The organism is Peptococcaceae bacterium (assembly GCA_024655825.1).
In the GTDB taxonomy this organism is placed as follows: domain Bacteria; phylum Bacillota; class Peptococcia; order DRI-13; family PHAD01; genus JANLFJ01.
On the sequence record JANLFJ010000039.1, the window covers coordinates 1 to 24,782 of the forward strand.

The following is a 24,782-nucleotide window of genomic DNA, read 5'->3' on the forward strand; positions in this document are numbered from 1 at the left end:
TGCTCATAGCCCGGGGAGACCCGGAGCGAATCAGGACAATCCTCCTGCCCAAAACGCCGGCAGTCCCGGAAACAAAAAAGAGGCCCGCTTCGCTGATGGATATGGAAGGCCTGCGGGAAAAGGTGGAGGCGGTTTTGAAACAGTTTGCCTGCAGGCTGCTCAAGGTTAATAACGAGAATATCGATGTTTATACCGGCCTGAATGAATACGGGTTTGATTCAATATCATTTGCCGGGTTTGCCGACAAAATTAACCAGGGATTAGGGCTTGATGTGACCCCTGCCGTCTTTTTTGAACATACAACGCTTCATAGTCTTGCCAAATACCTGACCGGAGAATACCAAGAACTGCTTTCGGCTCATTTTAGGAATGCCCAAAACGTTCAACCTTCGACAGGCACGGGGGAAGAAGTTTTACCGGCGAAAAAACGGCGTTCCCGGTTTGCATGTGAGGCGGCGGCGCCAGCCAAAGAAGGCGCAAAAGAATATGAACCTGTTGCGGTTATAGGCATGAGCGGCGTATTTCCCCAAGCGCGGGATTTGCAAGAATTGTGGAAAAACCTGGTTGAGGGGAAAGACTGTATCACGGAAATACCGCCCAGCCGTTGGGATTGGAGAGAGTATTACGGGGATCCGCAAAAAGAGCCGAATAAAACAAACATCATCTGGGGTGGTTTTATTGAGGGGGTGGATGAATTTGACCCATTGTTTTTCGGGATTTCACCCCGGGAAGCCGGGTTAATGGACCCGCAGCAGCGCCTGTTGATGATCCACGCCTGGAAGGCTATTGAAGATGCCGGATATTCGGCTCAAAGCCTTTCGGGAACTAAAACGGCCATCTTCGTGGGAACGGGGAATACCGGCTACAGCGGATTGATTTCTCGCGCCAACCTGGCAATTGAGGGATATACTTCAACAGGTTTAGTGCCTTCGGTGGGGCCGAACCGCATGAGTTATTTCCTCAATATTCACGGGCCAAGCGAACCCATCGAAACTGCCTGCTCAAGCTCGCTGATCGCTGTTTGCCGTGCGGTATGCGCACTTAACGACGGTTCCTGCGAAATGGCTATAGCGGGAGGAGTCAATACGATCTTAACCCCGGAGGCACACATCAGTTTCAATAAGGCCGGAATGTTAAGCGAGGACGGGCGGTGCAAAACATTTTCGGATAAAGCCAATGGTTACGTGCGAGGAGAAGGAGCGGGAATGCTGTTTTTGAAAAAGCTCAAAGACGCCCAAAGGGACAAAGACCACATCTACGGGGTGATTATAGGAGCGGCCGAGAACCATGGGGGCAGGGCCAATTCCCTGACTGCGCCCAACCCGAAAGCACAGGCGGATTTGCTGGTAACCGCGTACACGAGAGCCGGAATAGACCCGCGAACAGTAACCTATATTGAAGCCCACGGGACAGGCACCGAACTGGGTGACCCCATTGAAATAAACGGCATGAAAACAGCGTTTCAAGAGCTTTACCGGGCGACGGGAGATTCGCGGGTCAACGGCGCTCACTGCGGGCTGGGTTCAGTGAAGACGAACATCGGGCACTTGGAACTTGCGGCAGGTATTGCAGGGATGATCAAGGTGCTGCTGCAAATGAAAAACAGGACCCTGGTTAAAAGCCTTCATTGTGAGACCATCAATCCATATATCAAGCTCGAGGACAGCCCGTTTTACATTGTCCGGGAGACGGCGGAATGGAAAGCCTTAAAAGACCCGCTGGGCAATGATATTCCACGCCGGGCCGGGGTAAGCTCTTTTGGATTTGGAGGAGCTAACGCCCACGTCGTAATCGAAGAATATATACCAGCTGAGCCAAAACAGCCGCCGGTTGTGGTTGCGCGGGAGAAACCGGCCTTGGTTGTGCTGTCGGCCAAGAATGAGGAGCGCTTGAAAGAGCAGGCGAGGCAGCTGTTATCAGCCATTGAAGAACGGCATCTTTCCGATGCCGACCTCGTCGATATGGCCTATACGCTCCAGGTGGGGCGGGAGGCAATGGATGAGCGGTTGGCCATGATGGTGTGGTCAATTAAAGAACTCCAGGGAAAATTGGCGGGGTTTGTGCGCGGTCAGGACGGCCTGGACAATGTGTACCGCGGCCAGGTCAGGAATAATAGAGAATTGGTGGAGTTTATTAACGGGAACGAAGAAATTCGAGAAACTTACGAAAAATGGCTCAAACATAAAAAATATGGAAAGGTGTTGGAGCTTTGGGTAAAAGGGGCCAGGATCGATTGGCACATCTTGTATGAAGACAGCAAACCGCGCCGGATCAGCCTGCCGACTTACCCCTTCGCCAGGGAACGTTACTGGGTGCCGGATATGGAGGCGGTATTCGCCGGTTCGCAGAGGGTTACAGGAGCCAAAACCTCTCTTCATCCCCTGCTGCATGAGAACACATCCAGTTTTGCCGAGCAGCGGTTCACCTCAGTGTTCAGCGGCGGTGAATTTTTCCTGGCGGATCATGCGGTGATGGGCCGGCGGATTTTGCCAGGGACGGCCAGTTTGGAGATGGTCCGCGAAGCCGTTGAACGGTCCATTGGCCATGGAGAAGACAGCCGGGTAATGTTCCGCTTTAAGAATGTGGCCTGGCTGCGGCCAATCGCGGCAGGTTCGGAACCGCTCAGGTTGCACGTGGGGCTTTATCCTGAGAACAGCGGGCCAATAGCCTACAGGATATACAGCGAGCCAAAACCGGGCGATGAGGAACTTATCGTTTACAGCCAGGGTTTTGTGGAGGTGGGTTCCGCCGCCAAAGTCCCGTCCCTGGACCTTGAGTCAGTGCAGGCTCAATGCAGCGCGCAGTGCCTTGAGGGCGGTTGGTTTTACCAGGGCCTCCGGGAGGCGGGGGTTGATTACGGGCCTGGTTACCGGGGGATTGAGAAGCTCTATACGGGGCGGGACCAGGTGCTGGCGAAGCTGTCACTGCCTCCTGCAGTGTCTGCGGCGAAAGACGAGTACGTTTTACACCCCGCTTTGTTGGACTCGGCTGTCCAGGCTTCGCTTGTTTTGCAGGTTCCGGTTCATTTGGCCCGGCCCGGCGGCATCAAGATAAGCATGCCCTTTGCCGTAGACGAGCTTATTGTCTACAGCGGATGCGTCCCCTCCATGTGGGCGCTGGTTCGTAAAGAGGAAAGCGGAGCAGCCGCAGAAAACGCGCCAAAGTATGATATTGACCTCTGCGACGAAAAAGGCAGGATTTGTGTAAAAATGAGCGGGTTTTCGTCGAGAACACCGGCAGGGAAAAAGTTTGACGGGATTTCGCCGGCAGGTAGCGCTGAGGATGGTTCGGGAGAACAACCGCCAGGGACCGTGACCCTGGTTCCGGTGTGGGAAGCGGTCCGGCCGGTTAAAAAAGAGATTTCCCCCGCGCGTAGCGAGCGGGTGTTGGTGATAGGGGGGAGCCTGGAAAACAGGAAGGCCGTTCTCCGTCACTGCTCTCAGTCCAGGGTTGTGGAGATCGGGAAAGAGGACACCATAGACGGAATAACCGCAAAATTAAAAGGACACGAACCGCTTAAACATATCCTGTGGGCGGCCCAGGCCGCTTCTCCAGAGACAATGGCCGATGAAGCCCTGATTGAAGGACAAAAAGGAGGCGTGCTTCTTGTTTTCCGCCTGGTCAAAGCCTTGCTGGGATTGGGTTACGGCGCCAAAAACCTGAACTGGACGTTTGTTACCAACCAGACCCTGCCCGTGCATAAGAAAGAAAAGGTCAACCCTGTGAATGCAAGCATCCACGGGCTGCTTGGCTCTATGGCCAAAGAGTATCCCAACTGGAAAGTCAGGCTGGTAGATGTGGAAGAAGGCTGCGAGTGGCCGCTTGAAGGCATATTTGGACTTCCTTACGACCTGGACGGTAATGCCTGGGTCTACCGGGACGGCGAGTGGCGCCGGCAAAAGCTTGCGGCGGCAGGCGGCATTGCCGCCTTGAAACAGGTGTACAGGCCAGGAGGCGTGTATGTTGTAATCGGGGGCGCCGGCGGTCTCGGAGAGATTTGGAGCGAATACATGATTAGTCGCTACCAGGCAAAGCTGGTCTGGTTGGGCCGGAAAGAAAAGGATGGTGCCATCCAGGCCAAGCTGGACAAGCTGTCAAACCTGGGAGAAGCGCCCTGGTACATTGCGGCGGACGCGACCGACGGCGCGGCTCTGCAGAAAGCCTATCAAATAATAAAGAACAAGTATCCCCGGATCAACGGGGTGGTCCATTCCGCGGTCGGCCTGCTGGACCGGAGCCTGTCCAGTATGGACGAGGAGCATTTCCGGGCTGTGCTCGCGGTGAAGGTTGATGCCAGCGTGCGGATAGCCCAGGTATTTAATAAGGAACCCCTGGACTTTGTTTTGTTTTTCTCTTCCCTGGACGCATTTACTAAAGACCATGGCAAAAGCGGGTATTCCTCCGGCTGCGTTTTTATGGACGTTTTTGCTCACCAGCTTTCCCGCGAGTGGGACTGCGCGGTCAAGACAATAGATTGGGGTTACTGGGGCAACGTGGGCGTTGGCGCAGCCGTGCCGGAATCGTTTAAACAGCGGCTGGCCAGGTCCGGCATAGGACACCTGGAACCGAGGGCGGCCATGGAAGCGTTGGAGCTGCTGATGAACGGGGCCGTGGACCGGCTGGCGGTGTTGAGAATAACAAAACCGCTGGCTGTTGAAGAGTTTGCCCGTTCCGGATTGCTTGCGGCGCATCATGATCAAGCCGGTGTTCAACATGACCAAGCAATAGAAATTGTCAACGCAAACGAACTTGAGAAAGCGCGGGCATTTGTGGTCGAAGCCGCGTCCCAACTGCTTGCGCTGGAAAAACACACAATCGACGGCGAGGCCAGGTTTGAAGAAATCGGCTTTGATCAGGTCAAACTGGCCGCGCTTGCCGGTATTATCGAGCAAAGAATGAGCCAGGAAGCGACGCCCGCCGTTTTCATCGAGTGCGGTACCCTGAACCGCCTGGCGGAGTACCTGGTGAAAAAACGCGATACAAAAAGCCGTTCCCAGGCTGGGTTAAGGGAGGGGGAGTTATGAACGGGCAGATGGCTGAGGAAAGAATCAGGACGGTCATCAGGGAATGCGTGGCCCAAGAGTTGAAAATGGCGGCGAGCCAGGTCCAGGACGAGATAAGCTTCTCGGAATTCGGCGTCGATTCTATTATTGCGGTCAATCTTGTAAACCTGCTTAATCATAAACTTGGTTTCAAACTGCGGACAACGGTTTTCTTTGATTACAGCAGCGTAAACAAGCTGGCGCGACATATTATCGAAGAAAACAAGCCAGTTTTGACTAACTCGCTGCAGGAAGCTGCGCCTGCTGCAGAGGAAACCGTTCTGGACGCGGACAGCGACTTTAAGCCGGCAGCCGGGATTTGGAAAAAGAACCGCTTTCAAGCAAGGGACGCGGTTTTTTCCACGGGTGTACAAAAGGAAGCAATTGCGGTTATCGGGATGAGCGGGCGGTTCGCCAAGTCAAAGACGTTGAGCGAACTGTGGGAACATCTGGCCAGCGGAGACGACCTGGTGGAAGAGGTTACCCGCTGGAATCTTGCGGAGTATTTCCCAGGGGAGAAATACTGCAATTACGGCAGTTTCCTGGATGATATAGACCTGTTCGATCCTCTCTTTTTCAACATCTCAGGGCTGGAAGCAGCTTATATGGACCCGCGGCAGCGCATATTTCTGGAAGAGTGCTGGAAAGCGCTGGAAGACGCCGGTTATGCGGGGGAAGGGTTGAAAGGACGCTCTTGCGGCGTTTACGCGGGCTGCGGCGCCGGGGATTATCACCTGCTGCTGGGTGAAAATCCTCCCGCCCAGGCGGTCTGGGGCAACGACAGCGCCGTGATCCCAGGACGCGTCTCTTACTATTTGGATATTCACGGGCCCGCCGTATCCGTTGACACGGCCTGCTCAAGTTCCCTGGTGGCCGTTCACCTGGCCTGTCAGGGCCTGTGGACCAAAGAGATAGACCTGGCCTTGGCCGGTGGTGTGTATCTTAATTGTACCCCGGGCCTGTATATACCGGGGAATAAAGCGGGAATGCTCTCTCCTTCGGGGCGCTGTTACACCTTTGATGAGCGCGCGGACGGATTCGTTCCGGGGGAAGGCGCTGGGGTGGTTGTGCTTAAACGGCTTGCAGAGGCTGCAGCCGACGGGGATTATATCTATGGAATAATCCGGGGCACCGGCATCAATCAGGACGGCGCAACCAACGGGATCACGGCGCCCAGCGCCTTGTCGCAGGAGCGCCTGGAGTGTTATGTATACGATAATTTCAATATCAATCCCGAAAACATCCAGGTGGTTGAGGCGCACGGCACAGGTACAAAACTGGGCGACCCCATTGAATACCAGGCGCTTACCCGGGCTTTTAGAAAGTACACCAATAAGAAGGAATACTGCGCCATAGGCTCGATCAAGTCCAATTTAGGGCACACGACTTATGCCGCTGGTGTCGCCGGCCTCATCAAAGTCCTGCTCTCGTTGAAGCACAAGCAAATCCCCCCCTCGCTCCATTTTCGTTCCGGCAATGCCAATATCCGGTTTAAAGACAGCCCTTTTTATGTGAATACGGTTCTTAGGGAATGGAAAACCGCGGATGGCTCAGGCCGCATGGCTGCTGTAAGTTCCTTCGGACTCAGCGGGACCAACGCTCATTTGGTGGTGGAGGAAGCTCCAGCCCGAAAACAACAGTATTCGGAAAGATCGGGGTACCTGGTGGTATTGTCAGCCAGGACCGCCGGGCAATTAAAAGAGCAGGCGAAACAGCTTGTTGAATACTGCGGGCGTGAACCGCGCGCGGACTGCGGGGATATAAGCTTTACCTTGTTGCTGGGAAGAAGGCACCTGGACCACCGCCTGGCCTGTATTGCCCGCAGCCGGGCGGAGCTTGCCGGCAAGCTGAGAAGATGGCTGGAAGAAGGCCGGGCGCCGCAGGTTTACCATTCGGTACTGGAGGAAAACAACCGGCGTGAACACCCGTCCCTGAAACAATATGGGAATCAATGCATCGCCAGGTGCCGGCCCGGCGGTGGTGAAAACGAGTATTTGGAACACCTGTCGGTGGTTGCCGAATTGTATGTCCAGGGATACGAGCTGGAAATCGAGAAGCTGTTTGCCGGTGACCGCTACGGCAGGATTCCTTTGCCCACTTATCCTTTTGCCCGGGAGCGTTACTGGGTGGATGAACCATCCAGCCGTTTTAGGCCGCTGGGAATTAATCCTGTGATTTCAAAGGGAGGCCAGGAACCGGCTTGCGGCAGGGAGGAAACTCTTCCTGAAGATTTGGAGGCCAGAGGCAGGCAGTGGAAGGAAATAGAGAGCGAGCTCTGCCGGCTGCTTTGGCACCAGCTGCAGGCAATGGGACTTTTTAAAGAAAAGCATTTTGCCGCCGCCGACATCAAAGCAAAGGCCGGAATACGCGGGTTATACGACAGGTGGTTGGAAGAAAGCCTGGCGGTTTTGGCCAGGAACGAATATCTCCGGTGCGATGGAGCATCGTACAGCCTGATTGACGGTTTGCCGGCGGGAACGGATAAGGCGTGGGAAGAGTGGGAGCGAAAAAAAGGTGTTTGGCTGGAGGATCCCGGCCTGAAAGCCCCGGTTTCCTTGGCGGAAGCTACCCTGCGGTCTTTGCCGGAAATACTTACCGGCAAGGTGCTGGCGACGGAGGTGATTTTCCCGGGGTCTTCCATGGAGCTGGTGGAAGGCATTTATAAAAACAATGCCGTGGCGGATTACTTTAATGGAGTGGCTGCCGGAAAGGTAGCCGCTTGTTTGCGGGAAAGACTGAAACAGGACCCGGGCGCCCGGTTATCCATCCTGGAAATTGGCGCGGGAACAGGGGGCACAAGCAAGACGGTCCTGGCCCAAATTCGTCCTTTCCGGGAGCATGTGCGGGAGTACTGTTATACAGATATTTCCAAGGCGTTTTTGATGTATGCCGAAAAGGAATACGGACCGCAAAACCCATATTTGACCTACCGAATATTTAACGTGGAACTGCCGCCGGCTGAACAAGGCATCGGGGCTGGGGAATACGACATTGTGATTGCCGCCAATGTTCTGCACGCCACTAAAAACATTCGCCGCACCTTGCGCAACACCAGGGAGGTTTTAAAGGAAGGCGGTCTTCTGGTGTTAAACGAGATCAGCGGCGGCAGCGTCTTTTCCCACTTGACTTTTGGATTGCTGGAGGGATGGTGGCTGTACGAAGATACCCTGCTGCGCATTCCCGGCAGCCCTGCCCTGTCTTCGCAAACCTGGCAGGCTGTGCTGGAGGAAGAGGGTTTCAGCCAGGTTGTTTTCCCGGCAAAAAAAGCGCATGAGTTAGGCCAGCAGGTTATTGTCGCCCGGAAAGGCAAGGAGGTGAAACCGCTTCAGGCGGGAGGACCTGCACAAGATTTGCTGCGGGAACGAAGCAAGTCGTATTTCCAAAGAATGATCGGCGATCTGCTCAAAATCCCGTTTGAAAAAATAGAGCCATCAGCACCGTTGATTCAATACGGTCTTGACTCGATTTTGATTGGGCAGCTTACCGCCAGACTGCGCGAAACGTTCGATGACCTCAGCGGCGCCCTGCTTTTCGAACACCAAACAATTGATGACCTGGTTGATTATTTCCTAAGCGCGCAAAAGGAATCGTTGGTCAGCCTGCTGGAGGGAGAAAATCCCGAAGCCGGCGGTGAAAAGTTTTCAGCAGGCGGCGAGGTTGTTGTAAAACCGCCGCCGGCGCATCAACCCGGACCTTACGGGGAAGCCGGGGTTTCATTACGGGCTTTGAACAGCCGGGACATTGCCGTCATAGGGCTGGCCGGACGTTATCCGGGGGCCAGGAATGTACGGGAGTTTTGGAAAAATTTATGCGAGGGAAAGGACTGTATTACAGAAATACCTCCAGACCGTTGGGACCACAGCCTTTACTTCGACCCGGACAAAAACAAGGCCGGTAAAACCTGCTGCAAGTGGGGAGGGTTCATCGAGGGCGTGGACCGGTTTGACCCCCTTTTCTTTAATCTTTCGCCGCATGAAGCGGAAAACACCGACCCCCAGGAACGTCTTTTCCTGGAGACGGTTTGGGAACTGATGGAAAGCGCCGGCTATACGAGAAAGAGCCTCCAGCAGTTGTACCAGGGAAGAGTCGGGGTGTATGTCGGCGCGGTGTACCAGCAATACCACAATGCCAGCCTGTTTTCCGTGCCGGGACCCTTTTTGGCCACTTCATCCTGCAGTTACATCGCCAACCGGGTTTCCCGTTTCTTCGATTTTCAGGGGCCCAGCCTATCCGTGGATACTGCCTGTTCTTCTTCCGCTACTGCGGTTCATCTGGCCTGTGAAGGCCTGAGGAGGGGAGAATGCCGGCTGGCAGTAGCCGGCGGCGTAAACCTTATCCTTAATCCTTTGAAATACCTGGTATTGAGCAAAGCCCAGCTGCTGGGAAGCCATTCCGGCAGCAGGAGTTTCGGGGGCGGAGATGGTTTTTTGCCGGCAGAAGGCGCAGGCGCGGTGTTGTTGAAACCGCTGGACCAGGCAGAGCACGACGGCGACCCCATTCTGGCCGTCCTTAAAACCACGATGATCAACAACGGAGGCAACTCCGGCGGGTACAACATTCCCAACCTTAACGCCCAGGCTCGATTGATTGAAGAAAACCTCGGCCAAGCAGGTATTGACCCCAGGTCGATAAGTTATGTCGAGGCTGCCGCCATGGGTTCGGCAGTGGGAGATGTCATTGAAGTCGCCGCTTTGAGCAGGGCATTTCAAAAACATACCACAGACCGTCAATTTTGCGCCATCGGATCGGTTAAATCCAACATCGGTCATGCGGAAACAGCTTCGGGGATCTCGCAGCTGACCAAGGTGGTTTTACAGCTGCAGCACCGGCAGCTGGTCCCGTCAATTAAGGCGGACCCTCTTAACCCCGGCCTGAACCTGGCGAACACTCCGTTTTACCTGCAGCGAGAACTCCAGGAATGGAAACGACCCGTCGTGAAAATCCGCGGGAAGGAGCAAGAGTTTCCAAGGCGGGCCACCGTTAGTTCATTTGGAGGAGGGGGTTCGAATGTCCACCTGGTTGTAGAAGAATACATCCCTGAACAAGCAGAGGATTACCCTGTTGGTTTTACCGCTTCACCGCAGGTGGCGGTGTTTTCGGCGAAAAGTGAGGAAAGGCTGCGGGAAGCTGCCCGTCAAATGCTGGGGTATTTGGAGGAGGAGGAGAAGGGACTTTCCCTGAGTGATCTTGCCTATGCCTTGCAAGCAGGGCGGGAAGAAATGGAATGCCGCCTGGCGGTTGTGGCGGCGGATCTGGAACAACTGGCCGCGGGTTTGAGAATGTACCTGGAATCGCGGGAAAAAGGCGAGGGGATCGCGCCTGTCCCACCAGTTTTTACCGGCAGTTTAAAAGAAGGACGGCAGGCGACGGAGAGCCTTTTTTCCGGCAAGACCGGGGAGGCGTTAATCAAGGAACTCCTGGATGAAAAGGACCTTTCAAAAATAGCTCTTTATTGGGCGAAAGGAGGCGAAATTCCCTGGGAATCGCTGCAGGAAGGGCATAAGGCCCGCAGGATTTCTTTACCCACTTACCCTTTCGAAAGAATGCGGTGCTGGAACGGACCCTGGAAAAGTGAAACAGGAAGGCCAGAACGAAATGAGAAAGGGGGTTGGGGACTATTAAAAATGCTGGCTGCGCTGTGGAAAAAGAGAAAAGAAAAGAGGGAAAGCGACGAATGAAACTGGAAATTTTAGAATACCTGCCCGGGGCCAAAACAAATAAGCCCCCGCTTCTTTTCGTGCACGGGGCATATCAAGGCGCCTGGTGCTGGGAGGAGAATTTCCTCCCGTATTTCTCCTCAAAGGGTTTTGCCTCATATGCCTTGAGTTTCCGGGGACATGGGGAAAGCGAGGGCTTTCAAGAACTTCATTCTTTTACTTTAAAAGATTATTTGGAAGATGTGCTTGAAACGATGACCCGCTTGAAAACAAAACCGGTATTAATTGGTCATTCCATGGGTGGAGCGGTTGTTCAAAAAATATGCCATTTGTATCCGGAAAAGGTTGAGGCAGCCGTCCTCATGGCTTCCAACCCTCCGCAGGGTATGCGGAAAGAAATTCGGCGGATGTTGTTTACCAGCTTTAGAGGCGTTATTAAATTGGCCAGGTTCAATAAAGGGGTCAGGGATAAATTCCCGTGGGAGCTGTTCTTTTTTAAAGAACCAGAGGGCGAAAAAAAGGAAGCACTGTTAAATCTGCTGCAGCCGGAATCAAACAAAGTACGCCTGGAAATGTTCAGGCCGGTTGCCCCGGCGGAAGTTAATAACGAAGTGCCGGTCCTGGTGATCGGTTCAATGGAAGACCGCTGGTTTAACGAAAAAACCACCGTTTCCATCGCCAGGAAATACAAAGCAAAAACAGTCATTTTTCCCGGAATTGGTCACGAGATGATGTTGGAATCCAATTGGAAAACTGTCGCTGATGAAATCATTGCTTTTTTGTTTGAAATCGCCTCCAGTTGAAATGATTGGTGGTGAGCGAATGGGTTTTGTTTTTAATCTGTCGGCTTTTGAAAACAATATTGCCGTAATTAGTGAAGAGGGCGAGCGTTATTATTACGGAGACCTGAACTACCTTTGCGGTAGGATGGAGACGTTTTTCGAAGCAAAGGACAAACAGCTAATCATGATCCAGGCCAAAAATAATATTGAGACTCTTACGGGCTACCTGGCTGCGGTGCAAAGCGGCAATGCGGCGATGCTCGTTGATGCCAATCTGGATCAGGCGCTTATGAACATCCTGATTGAAGTTTACCAGCCCGATTATCTTTGGGGACCTAAAAAAGGTGAGCGGGGGGCGGTATATGCGTCCAGGAATTATGAACTGGTCCGATTCGATTGGCCCGGTGAAGCAAAACTCAATCCCTCTCTTTGTGTGCTTCTTTCAACTTCCGGTTCGACAGGGTCGCCTAAAACGGTAAGGCTGACCAGTGATAATATCGTCGCCAATGCACGCTCCATAGCGGCTTATCTTAATCTTGACGAAACTGAAAGGCCGGCGACAAATCTGCCGTTCCATTATTCTTACGGCCTGTCGATTATTAACAGCCACCTGCTGGTAGGCGCCGCCGTTCTTTTGACCGGCACTCCGGTTGTCAAGAAAGATTTTTGGGATTTCTTCAAAAGGGAAGCGGGAACTTCCCTGGCCGGCGTTCCCTATACATACGAACTTTACAAGAAGATCGGCTTTTTTAAAATGGACTTGCCTTCCCTGCGTTATATGACTCAAGCCGGTGGGAAACTGGATACGGGTATAATACTTGAATTCGCCAGGTTTTCGCGGGAAAAGAAGTTCGAATTTTACGTTATGTACGGCGCTACCGAAGCTACGGCGCGCATATCGTATTTGCCCCCGCAGTACAACATTGAGAAAGCGGGAAGCATAGGCAGAGCGATACCCCAGGGCAGAATGCGGCTGGTGGACGAATCCGGGGGAACCGTTACCAAGCCCTATACGGAAGGGGAACTGGTTTACGAAGGGCCCAACGTGATGATGGGGTATGCCCACAGCCGCCAGGACCTGGCCAGGGGTGATGAAATGTTTGGGGTGCTGAAAACGGGAGACGTTTCTTATTTTGACGAAGACGGGTTTTTTTATATCACTGGTCGTAAAAGCAGGTTTTTGAAAATCCTGGGGAAAAGGGTCGGGCTTTCGGAAATCGAGGAACATCTGCGCAGCAAGGGATTCGATTGTGTTTGCGGTGGGAAAGACGACCTGCTGTTGATCGCCTGCCAGCAAGGAGAAGCGGATGGCGACCGGCGGGAAACTGTTGAGAAAATCAAGACGGAAATTGCGACCAGGTATAAAATACCCCTGGATTTGCTCGATGTGTTTATGATAAACGATGTTCCCCGGAACAGCGCGGGAAAAATAAATTACCAGGAGGTCTTTTCCAAGAAACTGAAGGGGAGTGAAGAAGGTGGCGGATAACCTGGTTGTCAGGGAGCAGTTTAATAAACAGGCGGCCAATTTTAATAACTGGCCTGTTACGCAGGACGAGCGGAATCATCGATTCCTGTACGACTTTTTTGACCTTGAAGCCGCTGACCGGCTGCTGGACATTGCCTGCGGCACGGGCGCGTTTTCCGTATACGCGGGGCGAAGGATACGCGCTGTGTGGGGAGTGGACATTTCCGAGAAAATGATCGAGATTGCCGCCGAATGCGCCGCAAGAAACGGTTTAAACAACGTGAGTTTTTTGCGCTGCGGCGTTGAAAAGCTGCCTTTTGCCGACGGCAGTTTTGAATGCGTTGTTTCCAAGTCCGCCTTCCATCACCTGAAAGACGGCGAGGCCGTGTTCAAGGAAATGGCGAGGTGCTGCAAGACACAGGGACGAATTGGCCTCCAGGACATAGTTTTATACGGCGATAAGAAGCTGGATGCCTTTTTTGAGGAACTGGAACGTGATATAGACTTAAGCCATAATCTTTCGCTGTCCAAACAGGAAATGATCGATTTTTATAAAGGAAACGGCATAAAAGTTACCCGTTTGTTCGAATCGGTATCCGAACTGAATTTTGCCGAATATGTCAATCATGCTGTGCAAACTAGCGAGGCGAAAGCGAAGATCGAGAAGATGCTTGATTTTGGGTTAAGGGACGCCGATATATCTCGCTGGTTGGAAGTGAGAAACGGCGTTTGTTTTTGGAAAAGGAAAGTGCTGACCATAGCGGGAGAAAAATTGGAATAATTCTACCGGGGAGTGAAGGAGTCAGTGGAACGGGGTATGGTGAGGGAGAGAATTCAAAAATTTATGGAAGAAGCGTTTCAGGTTAAGTTTGGCCATGACCTGGAGGAGGACAGTGACCTCTTCAAGGCGGGGGTCATTGACTCTTTCGGTTATCTCAAGCTTATCAAGCACCTGGAAGATGAATTTGAGATCAAATTTTCGGAAGAGGAAATATTATCCAATATATTTGTGACTTTTTCAGGCATTGTGGAATGCATAACCCAAAAAGCGCAGGCAAGGTGTTGAGAACAGGCGCGCGGACGGAAGGGGAGGTTAGAATGAAGGTGAATGCCGGTAAAACGGAAGAACGAATAAACGGGCAAGGGACTGCGGGTGAAAAAGGCATCGCCGTTGTCGGGTTGAGCCTGCGCTTCCCGAAATCAGATACGCTGGAGGAATTTTGGGGACATCTTGAAGCCGGAGAATGCTTGGTGACGGAGGTGCCGCCTGATCGATGGAATAAGGGGAAGTATTACGGAGACCCGAGGAGAGAGGCCAACAAGACCAACAGCGTCTGGGGAGGTTTTATCGAGGGGGCGGATTGTTTTGACGCTTCTTTTTTTCAAATTTCTCCAAGGGAAGCAGTATTTATGGACCCCCAGCAGCGCATCGTTTTGGAACTGGCCTGGAAAGCGATTGAAGACGCCGGGTACCGGGCCGGTTCTCTGAAGGGTTCAAAAACAGGAGTGTTTATCGGGGTGTGCAATACGGACTATACGGAAATGATTGAAAAACACATTGAGGAAATTGACGCGTATATCCCTACAGGCACCTCGTATTCCATACTGGCCAACCGGATATCGTATTGGTTCGATTTCAAGGGACCCAGCATTACGGTTGATACCGCCTGCGCCGGTTCCCTGGTTGCTGTTCACCAGGCGGCCAGCGCCCTGTTAAACAAGGAGTGCGAGTGGGCCTTAGCCGGTGGAGTGAACCTTTGCTGGTCGCCGAGGCGCTTTATCGCCCTGAGCCAGAGCGGCATGCTTTCCAAGGACGGGAAGAGCAAGGCGTTCGATGAAAAAGCGGACGGATATGTGCGGGGAGAGGGAGGAGCGCTGCTGGTTCTTAAACCGCTGTCCAGGGCGGTAGAAGACAAGGACCATATATATGCCGTGATCAGGGGAACAGGGACCAACCACGGGGGGCGGACCAGTTCTTTGACGGTCACGAATCCCATGGCGCAGGCAGACCTTATTGCGGAGGTCTACGAGAAAGCGGGCATTGCTCCGGACACAGTGAGCTACGTAGAAACCCACGGGCCCGGAACACCGCTGGGCGACCCGATCGAAATACTGGGTTTGAAGACGGCTTTCAAGAATTTGGAAAGAAAGTTCGGCTTACAGTTGAAAGAATCAACGTGCGGGTTAGGTTCAGTAAAAACAAACATCGGTCATCTCGAATCCGCCGCAGGGGTAGCGGGGGTTATAAAAGTGATCGCTTCTATGAAATACAGGACACTCCCGGCCAGCCTCCACTTCAACCGCCTTAATCCCGTGATCGACCTTGCCGGCAGCCCGTTTTACATTGTCAGTGAAAAAAGACCGTGGGAAACAAAAAAGGATAACGGAGTATGCCTATACCCCAGAAGGGCGGGCGTCAGTTCGTTCGGCTTCGGCGGGAGCAACGCGCATGTGGTTTTGGAAGAATATCTTCCAGGGGAAAGCACGGGACACCGAGAGCAGGGAACGGAATTTGAAGGAACTCCAGCGCTTGTACCGCTTTCAGCGCAAAATACCGACCGCCTTCTTGAATATGCCAGAAAACTCCTGGATTTTCTTCTAAGACAGGCTGGTAAGCAAGAGGTGACGCTGGCTGAGTTGGCTTTTACCCTGCAGGTGGGCCGCGAAGCCATGAAGGAACGGGTGATTTTTTTAGCAAAGGATATACCCGACTTGATCAGGCGGCTGGGGGCCTTTATTGGAGAGGAGCAGGAAATCGTCAACTGTTGGCGTGGACAGGCAGGTCAGGATAACCAGATAATCAACTTTTTGAATGAAGAAGATTACCAGGAATTAGTTAATAAATGGATCCTAAAAAAGGAGTATAAAAAGATAGCTGAGATGTGGGCCAGAGGTGCTTCTTTTGACTGGGAACTGCTTTACGGAAACAGCAAACCTCGCCGGATCAGTTTGCCCACTTATCCCTTTGCCAGGGAACGCTACTGGATACCCATGACCAAAAACGACAGCGACAGCGGAAAAAAAATAAACGACGCCGGTTTGACGGCCCAAAGAAGGGAATGTTTTTTGTACAAGCACTGGGAATCCTGCCCGGCAAAACCTGCCGGGGAATGCAGGCGCACGGTGGCGATTATAACGACGGAGGAAACGAGCGGCCTGGCGGTCAAACTGGCCGGGCGTTTTTCGAGAAGCGCTATTATTCGGGATGGTGAACTGGCCTCTTTGCTTCATCAACCAGCAGAGAAGTGGAAAGAGTATGACGGCGTGATAGATATAACAGGCTGCGGCAGGAGGATAAACCAATCTCTGGATTGGCTGTTTTGGCTTCAACGGCTCATTGATGAGGGCCGTCAGGAAGGTTTGACGGCGCTTTGTGTTACCAAGGGGCTGGAATCTTTCCAGAACAACGCCGTCAACCTGTCCGGGGCAGTCCGCGCCGGGTTGTATCGCATGCTGCAAAGCGAATACGCTCATGTAAGGTCGCGCCATCTCGATGTGGACCCGCACGCGGGCGAGGCGGCGACAGCGGAGCAAGTCGCTGCCGAGTATTTGGCAGGCAGCGAGGAAGCGGAAACCTGCTTCCGCCAGGGAGAGCGTTACCGGGCCTGCCTGCAAGAACTTCAAGAACAAGCGGAGGAGAAGCCTGAACAGGCGCTGGCGTTTCCCCAAGACCACGTGTTATTGGTTACAGGCGGGACCCGGGGACTGGGCCTGCTGTGCGCCCGGCACTTTATGGAAAAGCACGGCGTCAAGCGGCTGGTCCTTATGGGGCAAAAGCCGCTTCCGCCCAGGGAGCAGTGGGATTTATACAGGGACGACAATTCTTTGGCCTTTAAAATACAGGCCGTGCGAGACCTGGAAGAACACGGGGCCCTGGTGCGGGTGCTGGCTGTTTCGCTGCCGGACGAAGATGGCCTTAAAATGTGCCGGCATGAGATAAAGACAACCATGGGTCCTGTCGGGGGAATAATCCACTGCGCGGGTAGCCTTGACCTGGAAAACCCCGCGTTTGTACGCAAAACACCTGAGGCGTTCCGGCAGGTATTCAGCCCCAAGGTTGACGGTCTTGACGCATTGTACCGGGTTTTTCAAAAGGAACCCCTGCGGTTTTTCGTCCTGTTTTCATCGGTTTCGGCCGCTGTTCCTTCCCTTGCTTCAGGCTTAAGCGATTACGCCATGGCCAACGCTTACCTGGACTATTTTGCCCAGGCGCATGCTGAGGAATGCCCGATCGTTAGCATCCAGTGGCCTAGCTGGAAGGAGTCGGGGAGGGGAGAGGTAAAAAACAGGGCCTATCAACAGACGGGACTGTTAAGCCACACGGATGCGGAAGGGCTGCGGCTTTTGGACAGGGTTGTTTGCGGAAAGCTTGGCCCTGTTATCCTGCCTGCGGTGGTCAATCCCGACGCCTGGATGCCTGAAAGGCTGATGTCACGCCCGATTCGTGAAACCCCGGATGAGGGTTCTTACAGGTGTTTTAACAGCGGAGAGGAGCAGAAGATTGCCGGCGGCCTGGCCGAGGAGACGCAAAAATGGTTGACAGGCCTTTTCGCCGGGGAATTGAAGATAGACCAGGCAAAACTCGAGGCGGGCAAGCCGTTTCAGGAGTACGGAGTTGATTCCATAATGCTGGCGCAGGTAATAACCAGGATGGAAAAAGAACTGGGGAGTATTTCTCTCGAACCGTCGGCACTGCTGGAACATCCCACGATAAAAAGCCTGGCCTGTTATTTAACGGGGGAACACCCGGCAGCTTTAGCATCCTTGTTTTCTGCCGGGTCTTCGAGCGCTGGAACCGCGGCCCGGCAGGAGGAGTCAGGAAAAATAAGGAAAAAGGGCGGCAAGGAAAAAATCGCGGTGGTGGGATTAGCCTGCCATTTCCCTGAAGCGGCTGATGCCGCCGTATTCTGGGAAAACCTTAAATCCGGCCGGGACAGCATGCGTGAAGTGCCGAAATCACGCTGGGACTGGGAAAAGTATTATTATTCCGGCGATTACCGGGAAGGAAAAAGCATCAGCAAATGGGGGGCGTTTTTAGAAGGGATCGAGGAGTTTGACCCTGGTTATTTTAGAATAGCGGAGTCTTTGGCCCCTCATATTGATCCGTTGCAGCGCCAGTGGCTGGAGGTATGCGCGGAGGCTTTGGCGGACGCTGGTTTTGAACAAGACAGGCTGTGGGGCAAAAAAGTGGGAGTTTTCGTGGGTGCAAGAACGGCTAATTTTTCCTATAAGTATCAAGGATTCAATAAAGACAGGATTGTGGGCACGGGACAAAATTTTATTGCCGCTCACCTGGCGCATGTGTTTAATTTTAAAGGTCCCAACATGGTCATAGATACGGCGTGTTCCAGTTCGTTGACCGCTGTTCATTTGGCCGTGCGGAGCATTCAAAACGAAGAAGCGGAAATTGCGCTGGCCGGCGGGGTGGAAATTCTGCTTGACGAAACGTTTTATCTGGTTTTGAGCGCGGCAAGGATACTGTCGCCGGAAGGGCGCTGCAAGACTTTCGATGCCGGCGCGAACGGAATAGGAATCGGTGAAGGCTGCGCTGCGATGGTCTTAAAACCTCTTACAAAGGCGGTAATGGATAATGACAAGATCTACGGGGTGATTGACGGTTCGGCAGTAAATAACGACGGGCACACGATGGGCATAACCACACCTAATCCCGAGGCGCAGCAGGAACTTATCGAAGCGGCGATTGACGACGCGCAGGTTGCTCCTGAGACCATAAGCTATATCGAAGCCCACGGGACGGGCACGCTGATCGGCGACCCCATCGAGTTGAAGGGGTTAACGAGGGCTTTCGCCAGGTATACGGCGAAAAAACAATTCTGCGGGGTAGGAAGCGTAAAAAGCAATATTGGACACCTGCTCAACGCCGCGGGGGCGGCGAGCCTGGTGAAGGTTTTCTTAGCCATCATTCACCGAAAGATACCCCCCACGCTGCACTGCAACAGCCCTAACCCGCGATTTAATTTTGATGACTCGCCGTTTTACCTGGTTAGGGAGTTGAAGGAATGGACCACCGAAAACGGGGTCTTGCGGGCAGGGATCAGCGCGTTCGGGTTGGGAGGAAACAATGCCCACATCATTGTCAGCAACGAGGGAGTGCCTTCTACCCATACGGCATCGCTCGAACCGAAAGGGCATAAAATCGAGTTCAAAAGAAAACGGTACTGGCCGGATGTGAGCAATGGGCAGGGACAAAAAGAAGAAGAACAGGATTTCCTGGCGCTGTTTGAACAGTCGAGAGTGGAGATGGAGAGTGAAAACACATGGTAAATCAAAAAAAAGAAACTTTCCTCCAAAAAATAAAATACGGCAACTACATAGTCCGCGATCACCTGGTCCACGGGATCCGGACCCTTCCCGGGGTAACGCTGCTGGATATGGTTTACCGGCTGGCGGAGACTTACCTGGGAACCAAGGACATTGAACTGCGAGATGTCTTGTTTAATCAGCCGGTTGTTGTTTCGGAACGCTTCGACAAGCACTTGCATGTCACTTTTACACCGGGAGAATCCTGCTGGAAAGTGACCGTCGCCAGCCAAAAAGTGAAGGACGGCCTGTTTGTTGAAGAGCGGCACGACCAAAACATGGAGTGCCTGCTCTTGTTGAGAGAAGACATCAACAAGGGCAAAAAGCTTGATGTGAACGGGTTTATCAATAACTCGACAAGGCAGTGGGACATGGATGACCTGTATGCCTTGGCCAGGAAGGCTGGTATTAATCATTATTCATTTATGAAGACAAGGGGAACTGTTTATCAACAAGAAAACGAAGAATTGATGAGACTCCAGCTGAGTGAGATCGCCGAAAAATACCGGTCCAGGTTTTATGCGCATCCCGCTTTTTTGGACGGATCGACTTTTGCCGGCCTTTCATTCCAGTTAAGCGGTGAGCTAAAATACGTTTTCCACGGCGACAGGCCTTATATTCCTTTCACCATCAAACGGTTTTGCATTAACCGATCCTTACCGTCGAGGATATACACCCATTCGCAAAAACGGGGGTCCCCGGCGTCAGTTGAAGAAGAAATCCCGGACCTTATTTCGAACGACATTACGGTATTTAACGAAGCGGGTGATGTGCTGGTTGAGTTTGAACAATTGACTTTGAAACGGATCAGGGAACCCCGCTTGATCGAAAGGCTGCTTGAAGTCGGGACCGGGCGGCGCCTTACAGGAGGAGAGGATGAAAAACAAGAGGAAAAGGAAAAGCTGCAGCCGTCAAACACTGCAGACGGCCGCCCGGAAGCCGGGTCAGAACTGGTTATCGCTTCTTACTTGAAAAAGGAAATTGGCAGGGTTTTAAGAAAAAGTCCGGACGAAATCGATGAGGCGGCTGGTTTTTACGAACTGGGGTTGGATTCCACGCACTTGCTGGGTTTTGTCAAAACGCTCGAACAAAAATTAGGCCGGCAGTTGTACCCGACCCTGTTGTTTGAGTACCCGTCAATTCACAGGCTGTCGGACTATTTGCTGGAAAACCACGGGAACCTTTTGACGAGCCTTGACCGGGAAGAAAGTTGGGAAGAAAGCGTCGAGGTAAAAAGTGTGAGGGCTAAAAAAGAAAGCCGCGACTGTAAAATGCTTTATTTCAAGCCTTTTTGGAAAGAACAGGAGGCTGTTGGTGAAAACCAAACCGCCAGCCGCCGCCTGGTGGTTCTTTACGACGGCCCAGAAGAACTGCGGGCGGTTATAAAAAACAAGCTGGGCGGCGCAGGCGTTGTTCTCTTGAATTCGCAGCGTACAGATATTGCGGGACGGTTTGAAGACAAGTTTATTCAGTTGGTGGAAAGCATTCAAAAAAGCCTTCAAGATATTCGCGAGGGAAAAGAGGCCGAACTCCTGGTGCAGGTTGTGGCGGGTTCAGGCGAGGAGAGCGTTTCTGCGTTGGCGGTGGGAGGTTTGCTCAGGACAGCTTTCCTGGAAAACCCCAGGGTTAAGGGACAGGTCATTGTCATTGACCGCCTGCCTACCCGGTCGCCGCATCTCATTGCGGAAATACTGCAAGAGGAGGCGCTTTCTCAAGCAAAAGGGACGCTGGACATTCATTACCGGGGGGATACGCTCAAACGTCATGTCAGGCAGTTAATGGAAGTCAGGGCAGAAAAAGAAACAAGCCGGTCTTGGGTTAAGGAAGGCGGCGTGTACGTGATCACCGGCGGAATGGGCGGCCTGGGTCTTTTGGTTGCCGGTTGGCTGGCCGGGAAGGCCAAAACAAGCCTGGCCCTGATCGGCCGTTCCAGGCTTGATCAGGGAATGAAAGAAAAAATGGACCGGTTGGCTCAAAAGGGTGCCAGGGTTCTGTATTTGGAGGCGGACATCAGCCGGGAAGCCGATGCCGCCAGAGCAATTGAAGCGGTGAAAGAACGTTTGGGGCCGGTTACGGGCGTGATTCACTGCGCCGGGATAATCAAGGACCAGTTGATTATAACCAAGACACCGCAGGAAATCAGGGATGTTTTTCAGCCGAAAGTGCGCGGGATTTGCAACCTTGATGAAATTACCAAGGGAGAAAAACTCGATTTCTTCGTTGTTTTTTCATCCATTTCAGCTGTTATGGGAAACCTGGGTCAGGCGGACTATGCAAGCGCCAACGCTTTCATGGATCATTTTACCGCCCTGCGCCAGGAAAAGGTGGAACGAGGGGAACGTTACGGAAAAACGGTTGCGGTTAACTGGCCGCTTTGGTCCGGGGGCGGGATGCGAATCCACGGCCAAACGGAAGACTTCTTGTTTGACAGCTACGGGCTCAAGCCACTGCCGCCTGCATTGGGTTTGCAGGCCCTTGAACTGCTGTTAAGCCTGGATGTGACGCAGACAGCTGTCTTTTACGGCGATGAGCGGAAAATGCGCGGCTGGCTAAAGGCGCATGCGGCCTTAATAGAAGAAAGCTGCGGGGAGTTAAAGAAAACGGCGAGTGTTCAATTTTTTTCCAATGCCAACCATGGGGAAAACTTTTATAAACAAGAATACACTCCGGGCGACATTGCGGTGATAGGAATGTCGGGACGATACCCGCAAGCCGAGTCGATTGAACGGTTTTACCGGAACCTGAAAGAGGGGAAAGACTGCATTACCGGGTTTCCCAAGGACAGGTGGAAGAATTACCGGTTCTCATACGATGTAGAACAGTTTTACAGGTTCGGGGGATTTCTTGAACGAATTGACTGCTTTGATCCGCTCTTCTTTAATATTTCGCCGCGCCAGGCGGAAATAATGGACCCGCAGGCCAGGCTGTTCTTGGAAACGGCATGGGAGGCCTGCGAGGACGCGGGGTTCGGGCCGAACCGGAAAGAGCACTATTACCCGGCGTCCAGCGAGAAAAGCGTAGGCGTGTTTGCCGGCGTTTTCTGGAGCCATTATGAATTGTTCGGAGCGGAAATGACGCAGCGGGGTAAGCCCATGTCCTTTGGTATAGGCCCGGCGGCCATAGCGAACTGGGTATCGTACTGTTTGAATTTTCACGGGCCTTCCATGGCGGTCGATACCATGTGTTCATCATCCCTGACCGCCATTCATTTAGCCTGCGACAGCCTTAGGAAAGGCGAATGCCATTATGCCGTTGCCGGAGGGGTAAACCTTGTCACACATCCCCATAAGTATATCGCTCTAAAGAAGTTTGAGTTCTTGGCGTCGGATGGGCGGTGCCGCAGTTTCGGAGAAGGCGGGGACGGGTACGTGCCGGGCGAGGGAGTTGGAGCGGTGCTGCTGACCACTCTCGAGCGTGCGGAAAAAGAAGGGTACCACATTTACGGAGTGATTAAAGGTTCTTCCTTGAATCACGTCGGAAAAACATCAGGGGCGACCGTTCCGGACCCTGTTGCCCAGTCGGAGGTTATAGCGGACGCGCTGACGAAAGCGTCGGTCAATCCGCGGACAATCAGTTATCTTGAAGCTCACGGGACGGGAACGGCCCTGGGAGATCCCATCGAGGTCCAGGGACTCAGGAGGGCGTTTGAGAGGTGGACCACTGCCAGGCAGTTTTGCGCGGTAGGTTCATGCAAATCGAACATCGGCCACCTGGAGGCCGCGGCGGGGATAGCCGGTTTTACCAAGGTGATGCTGCAGTTTAAGCACCAGGAGATATTCCCTTCTCTGCACTCTGAGAAGTTAAATCCGCATATTCCTTTTCCTGAGACCCCGTTTTATGTTGAACGCAGTCTTAGAAAGTGGGAACGGCCGGAAATCGAGATCAACGGGGAAAAACGCACTTATCCAAGGCGCGCCGGTATCAGCTCTTTCGGGGCGAACGGGAGCAACGCCCATGTAATCGTTGAGGAATATATCCCCAAAGGCGACCGCGAAAACGTAATAAACCGTAAAACGAAACTGGCTGTTGTACCGCTATCCGCAAGGAATGAAGAAAGGCTCAAGGCCTATGCTGAAAAACTGCTCGGTTTTTTGCGCAATGCTGAGCGCAGGGAGGGACTTGACGAGAGAGTACGGGAAGATATCATGCACGTTCTTTCAACTATTACCTCTATCAGGAGAACAGACCTCGACCCGGCCCAGGATTTCTCCGAATTGAATGTCGGTTATCCTGATTTGGCGGCGCTTGGCAGGCAGATCCAGGAAAAATGGAGATTGAACATTAACGACAACATGATTTTACGTTCTCGGTCGGTAAACGATATGGTGACCTGCCTGCTCAGCCAATACGGGAACGAGCTGTCGGAGCGGTTTGGTTTCGACGGAAAGCCGGCCGGTGAAAAGGAACCCCCGCCTGAAGTTAATCTTGATGACCTGGCTTACACATTCCAGGTGGGCCGCGAAACCATGGAAAACAGGGTTGCTTTTGCCGTGCAGAGCATTGATGAACTGGTTCAAAAATTGGAAAAGTTCGTTCAAGGGGAAGAACATATCGATAACTGTTTCCGGGGTGATACAAAAAAAGAAAAGGAATTGCTCAGCACCCTTACGAGAGACGAGGATATGAAGGAAGCCCTGGAAAAATGGATTAACAAAGGGAAAATCACCAGGCTGCTGGACCTGTGGACGAAGGGGCTGGAGATAGACTGGGAGAAGCTTTACGGGGAGAACAGGCCTTGGCGGGTCAGCCTGCCGACTTACCCGTTTGCCCGGGAGCGGTACTGGGCGCCGGAAGGCGTCACGGCTGGCGCGGGCGGGGTGGAGAAGCATATCCACCCGCTGCTGCACAAGAACACCTCCGACCTCATGGAACAGCGGTACAGTTCGACCTTTACCGGTCAAGAGTTTTTCCTGGCGGACCACCGGATAAAAGGGCGGAGGGTATTACCGGCGGCGGCGCAACTTGAGATGGCGCGGGCGGCGGTGGAAGAGGCGGCAGGGTTTATGAACGAAGGCAAGCCGGGGATAAAACTAAAGAACGTAGCCTGGCTCAGGCCGCTGGCGGTGGGAGATGAGCCAAAAGAAGCGCACATCTGTGTATACCCGAAGGAAAACGGGGAGATAGCCTTTGAAATATACGGGTCATCGGAAGAAGAGATATACAGCAGCGGTACGGCCGAGCTGGGGATAGATGCATCAAGTGCGGTATTGGATATTGAGGGGGTAAAATCGCGGTGCCGGCGCGGGGTTTTGAGCGCAAAGCGGTGTTACGAGATTTTCGAGTCGATGGGCATCGAGTACGGGCCTGGTCACCGGGGGTTGGAAGAAGTGTACACGGGAGAAGGGGAGGTATTGGCGAAGCTGAGGCTGCCTGAGGGCATGTTTGCTGACGGCGCAGGGTACGTGCTGCACCCGTGCCTGGTGGACGCGGCGTTCCAGGCCGCCTTGGGACTGGAGTTCGGGACTGCCCTGGAGCCGGCGGTGCCCTTTGCCCTGCGGGAGCTGGAGATATA

General features: G+C 53.1%; 7 protein-coding genes and 1 pseudogene. All 8 read left to right on the forward strand.

What is annotated here, in order from left to right; all coding sequences use genetic code 11:
* Window positions 1-4,904: pseudogene (locus NUV48_12765) on the forward strand (type I polyketide synthase).
* A 116-nt stretch (window positions 4,905-5,020) separates the two neighbouring features.
* Window positions 5,021-10,720, forward strand: coding sequence for a phosphopantetheine-binding protein (locus tag NUV48_12770; GenBank protein MCR4443012.1), 5,700 nt, complete (start codon window positions 5,021-5,023; stop codon window positions 10,718-10,720).
* Entirely contained in the window at window positions 10,717-11,502 is a 786-nt protein-coding gene (locus tag NUV48_12775) for an alpha/beta hydrolase (protein ID MCR4443013.1), read from the forward strand. The genes NUV48_12770 and NUV48_12775 overlap by 4 nt, the downstream gene beginning before the upstream one ends.
* A gap of 19 nt (window positions 11,503-11,521) precedes the next feature.
* Window positions 11,522-12,970 carry an AMP-binding protein gene (locus tag NUV48_12780; GenBank protein MCR4443014.1) on the forward strand — a complete coding sequence of 483 codons (1,449 nt, stop codon included), beginning with the start codon at window positions 11,522-11,524 and terminating at the stop codon, window positions 12,968-12,970.
* Entirely contained in the window at window positions 12,960-13,730 is a 771-nt protein-coding gene (locus NUV48_12785) for a methyltransferase domain-containing protein (GenBank protein MCR4443015.1), read from the forward strand. The genes NUV48_12780 and NUV48_12785 overlap by 11 nt, the downstream gene beginning before the upstream one ends.
* Window positions 13,731-13,754: 24 nt before the next feature.
* A complete protein-coding gene (locus tag NUV48_12790) occupies window positions 13,755-14,015 on the forward strand; it encodes a phosphopantetheine-binding protein (GenBank protein MCR4443016.1) in 261 nt (86 codons plus the stop codon).
* A 32-nt stretch (window positions 14,016-14,047) separates the two neighbouring features.
* Window positions 14,048-19,234 (forward strand): KR domain-containing protein, encoded by a 5,187-nt coding sequence (locus NUV48_12795; GenBank protein MCR4443017.1) that lies wholly within the window; start codon window positions 14,048-14,050, stop codon window positions 19,232-19,234.
* The coding region (locus NUV48_12800; protein MCR4443018.1) for an SDR family NAD(P)-dependent oxidoreductase at window positions 19,228-24,782 on the forward strand (5,555 nt) is incomplete at its 3' end. The genes NUV48_12795 and NUV48_12800, both read left to right, overlap by 7 nt.

Bases quoted from the DNA above. Each gene is read 5' to 3' on its own strand.
- NUV48_12770 (MCR4443012.1), top strand. From the start codon at position 5,021: ATGAACGGGCAGATGGCTGAGGAAAGAATCAGGACGGTCATCAGGGAA.
- NUV48_12795 (MCR4443017.1), top strand. From the start codon at position 14,048: ATGAAGGTGAATGCCGGTAAAACGGAAGAACGAATAAACGGGCAAGGG.
- NUV48_12780 (MCR4443014.1), top strand. From the start codon at position 11,522: ATGGGTTTTGTTTTTAATCTGTCGGCTTTTGAAAACAATATTGCCGTA.
- NUV48_12775 (MCR4443013.1), top strand. From the start codon at position 10,717: ATGAAACTGGAAATTTTAGAATACCTGCCCGGGGCCAAAACAAATAAG.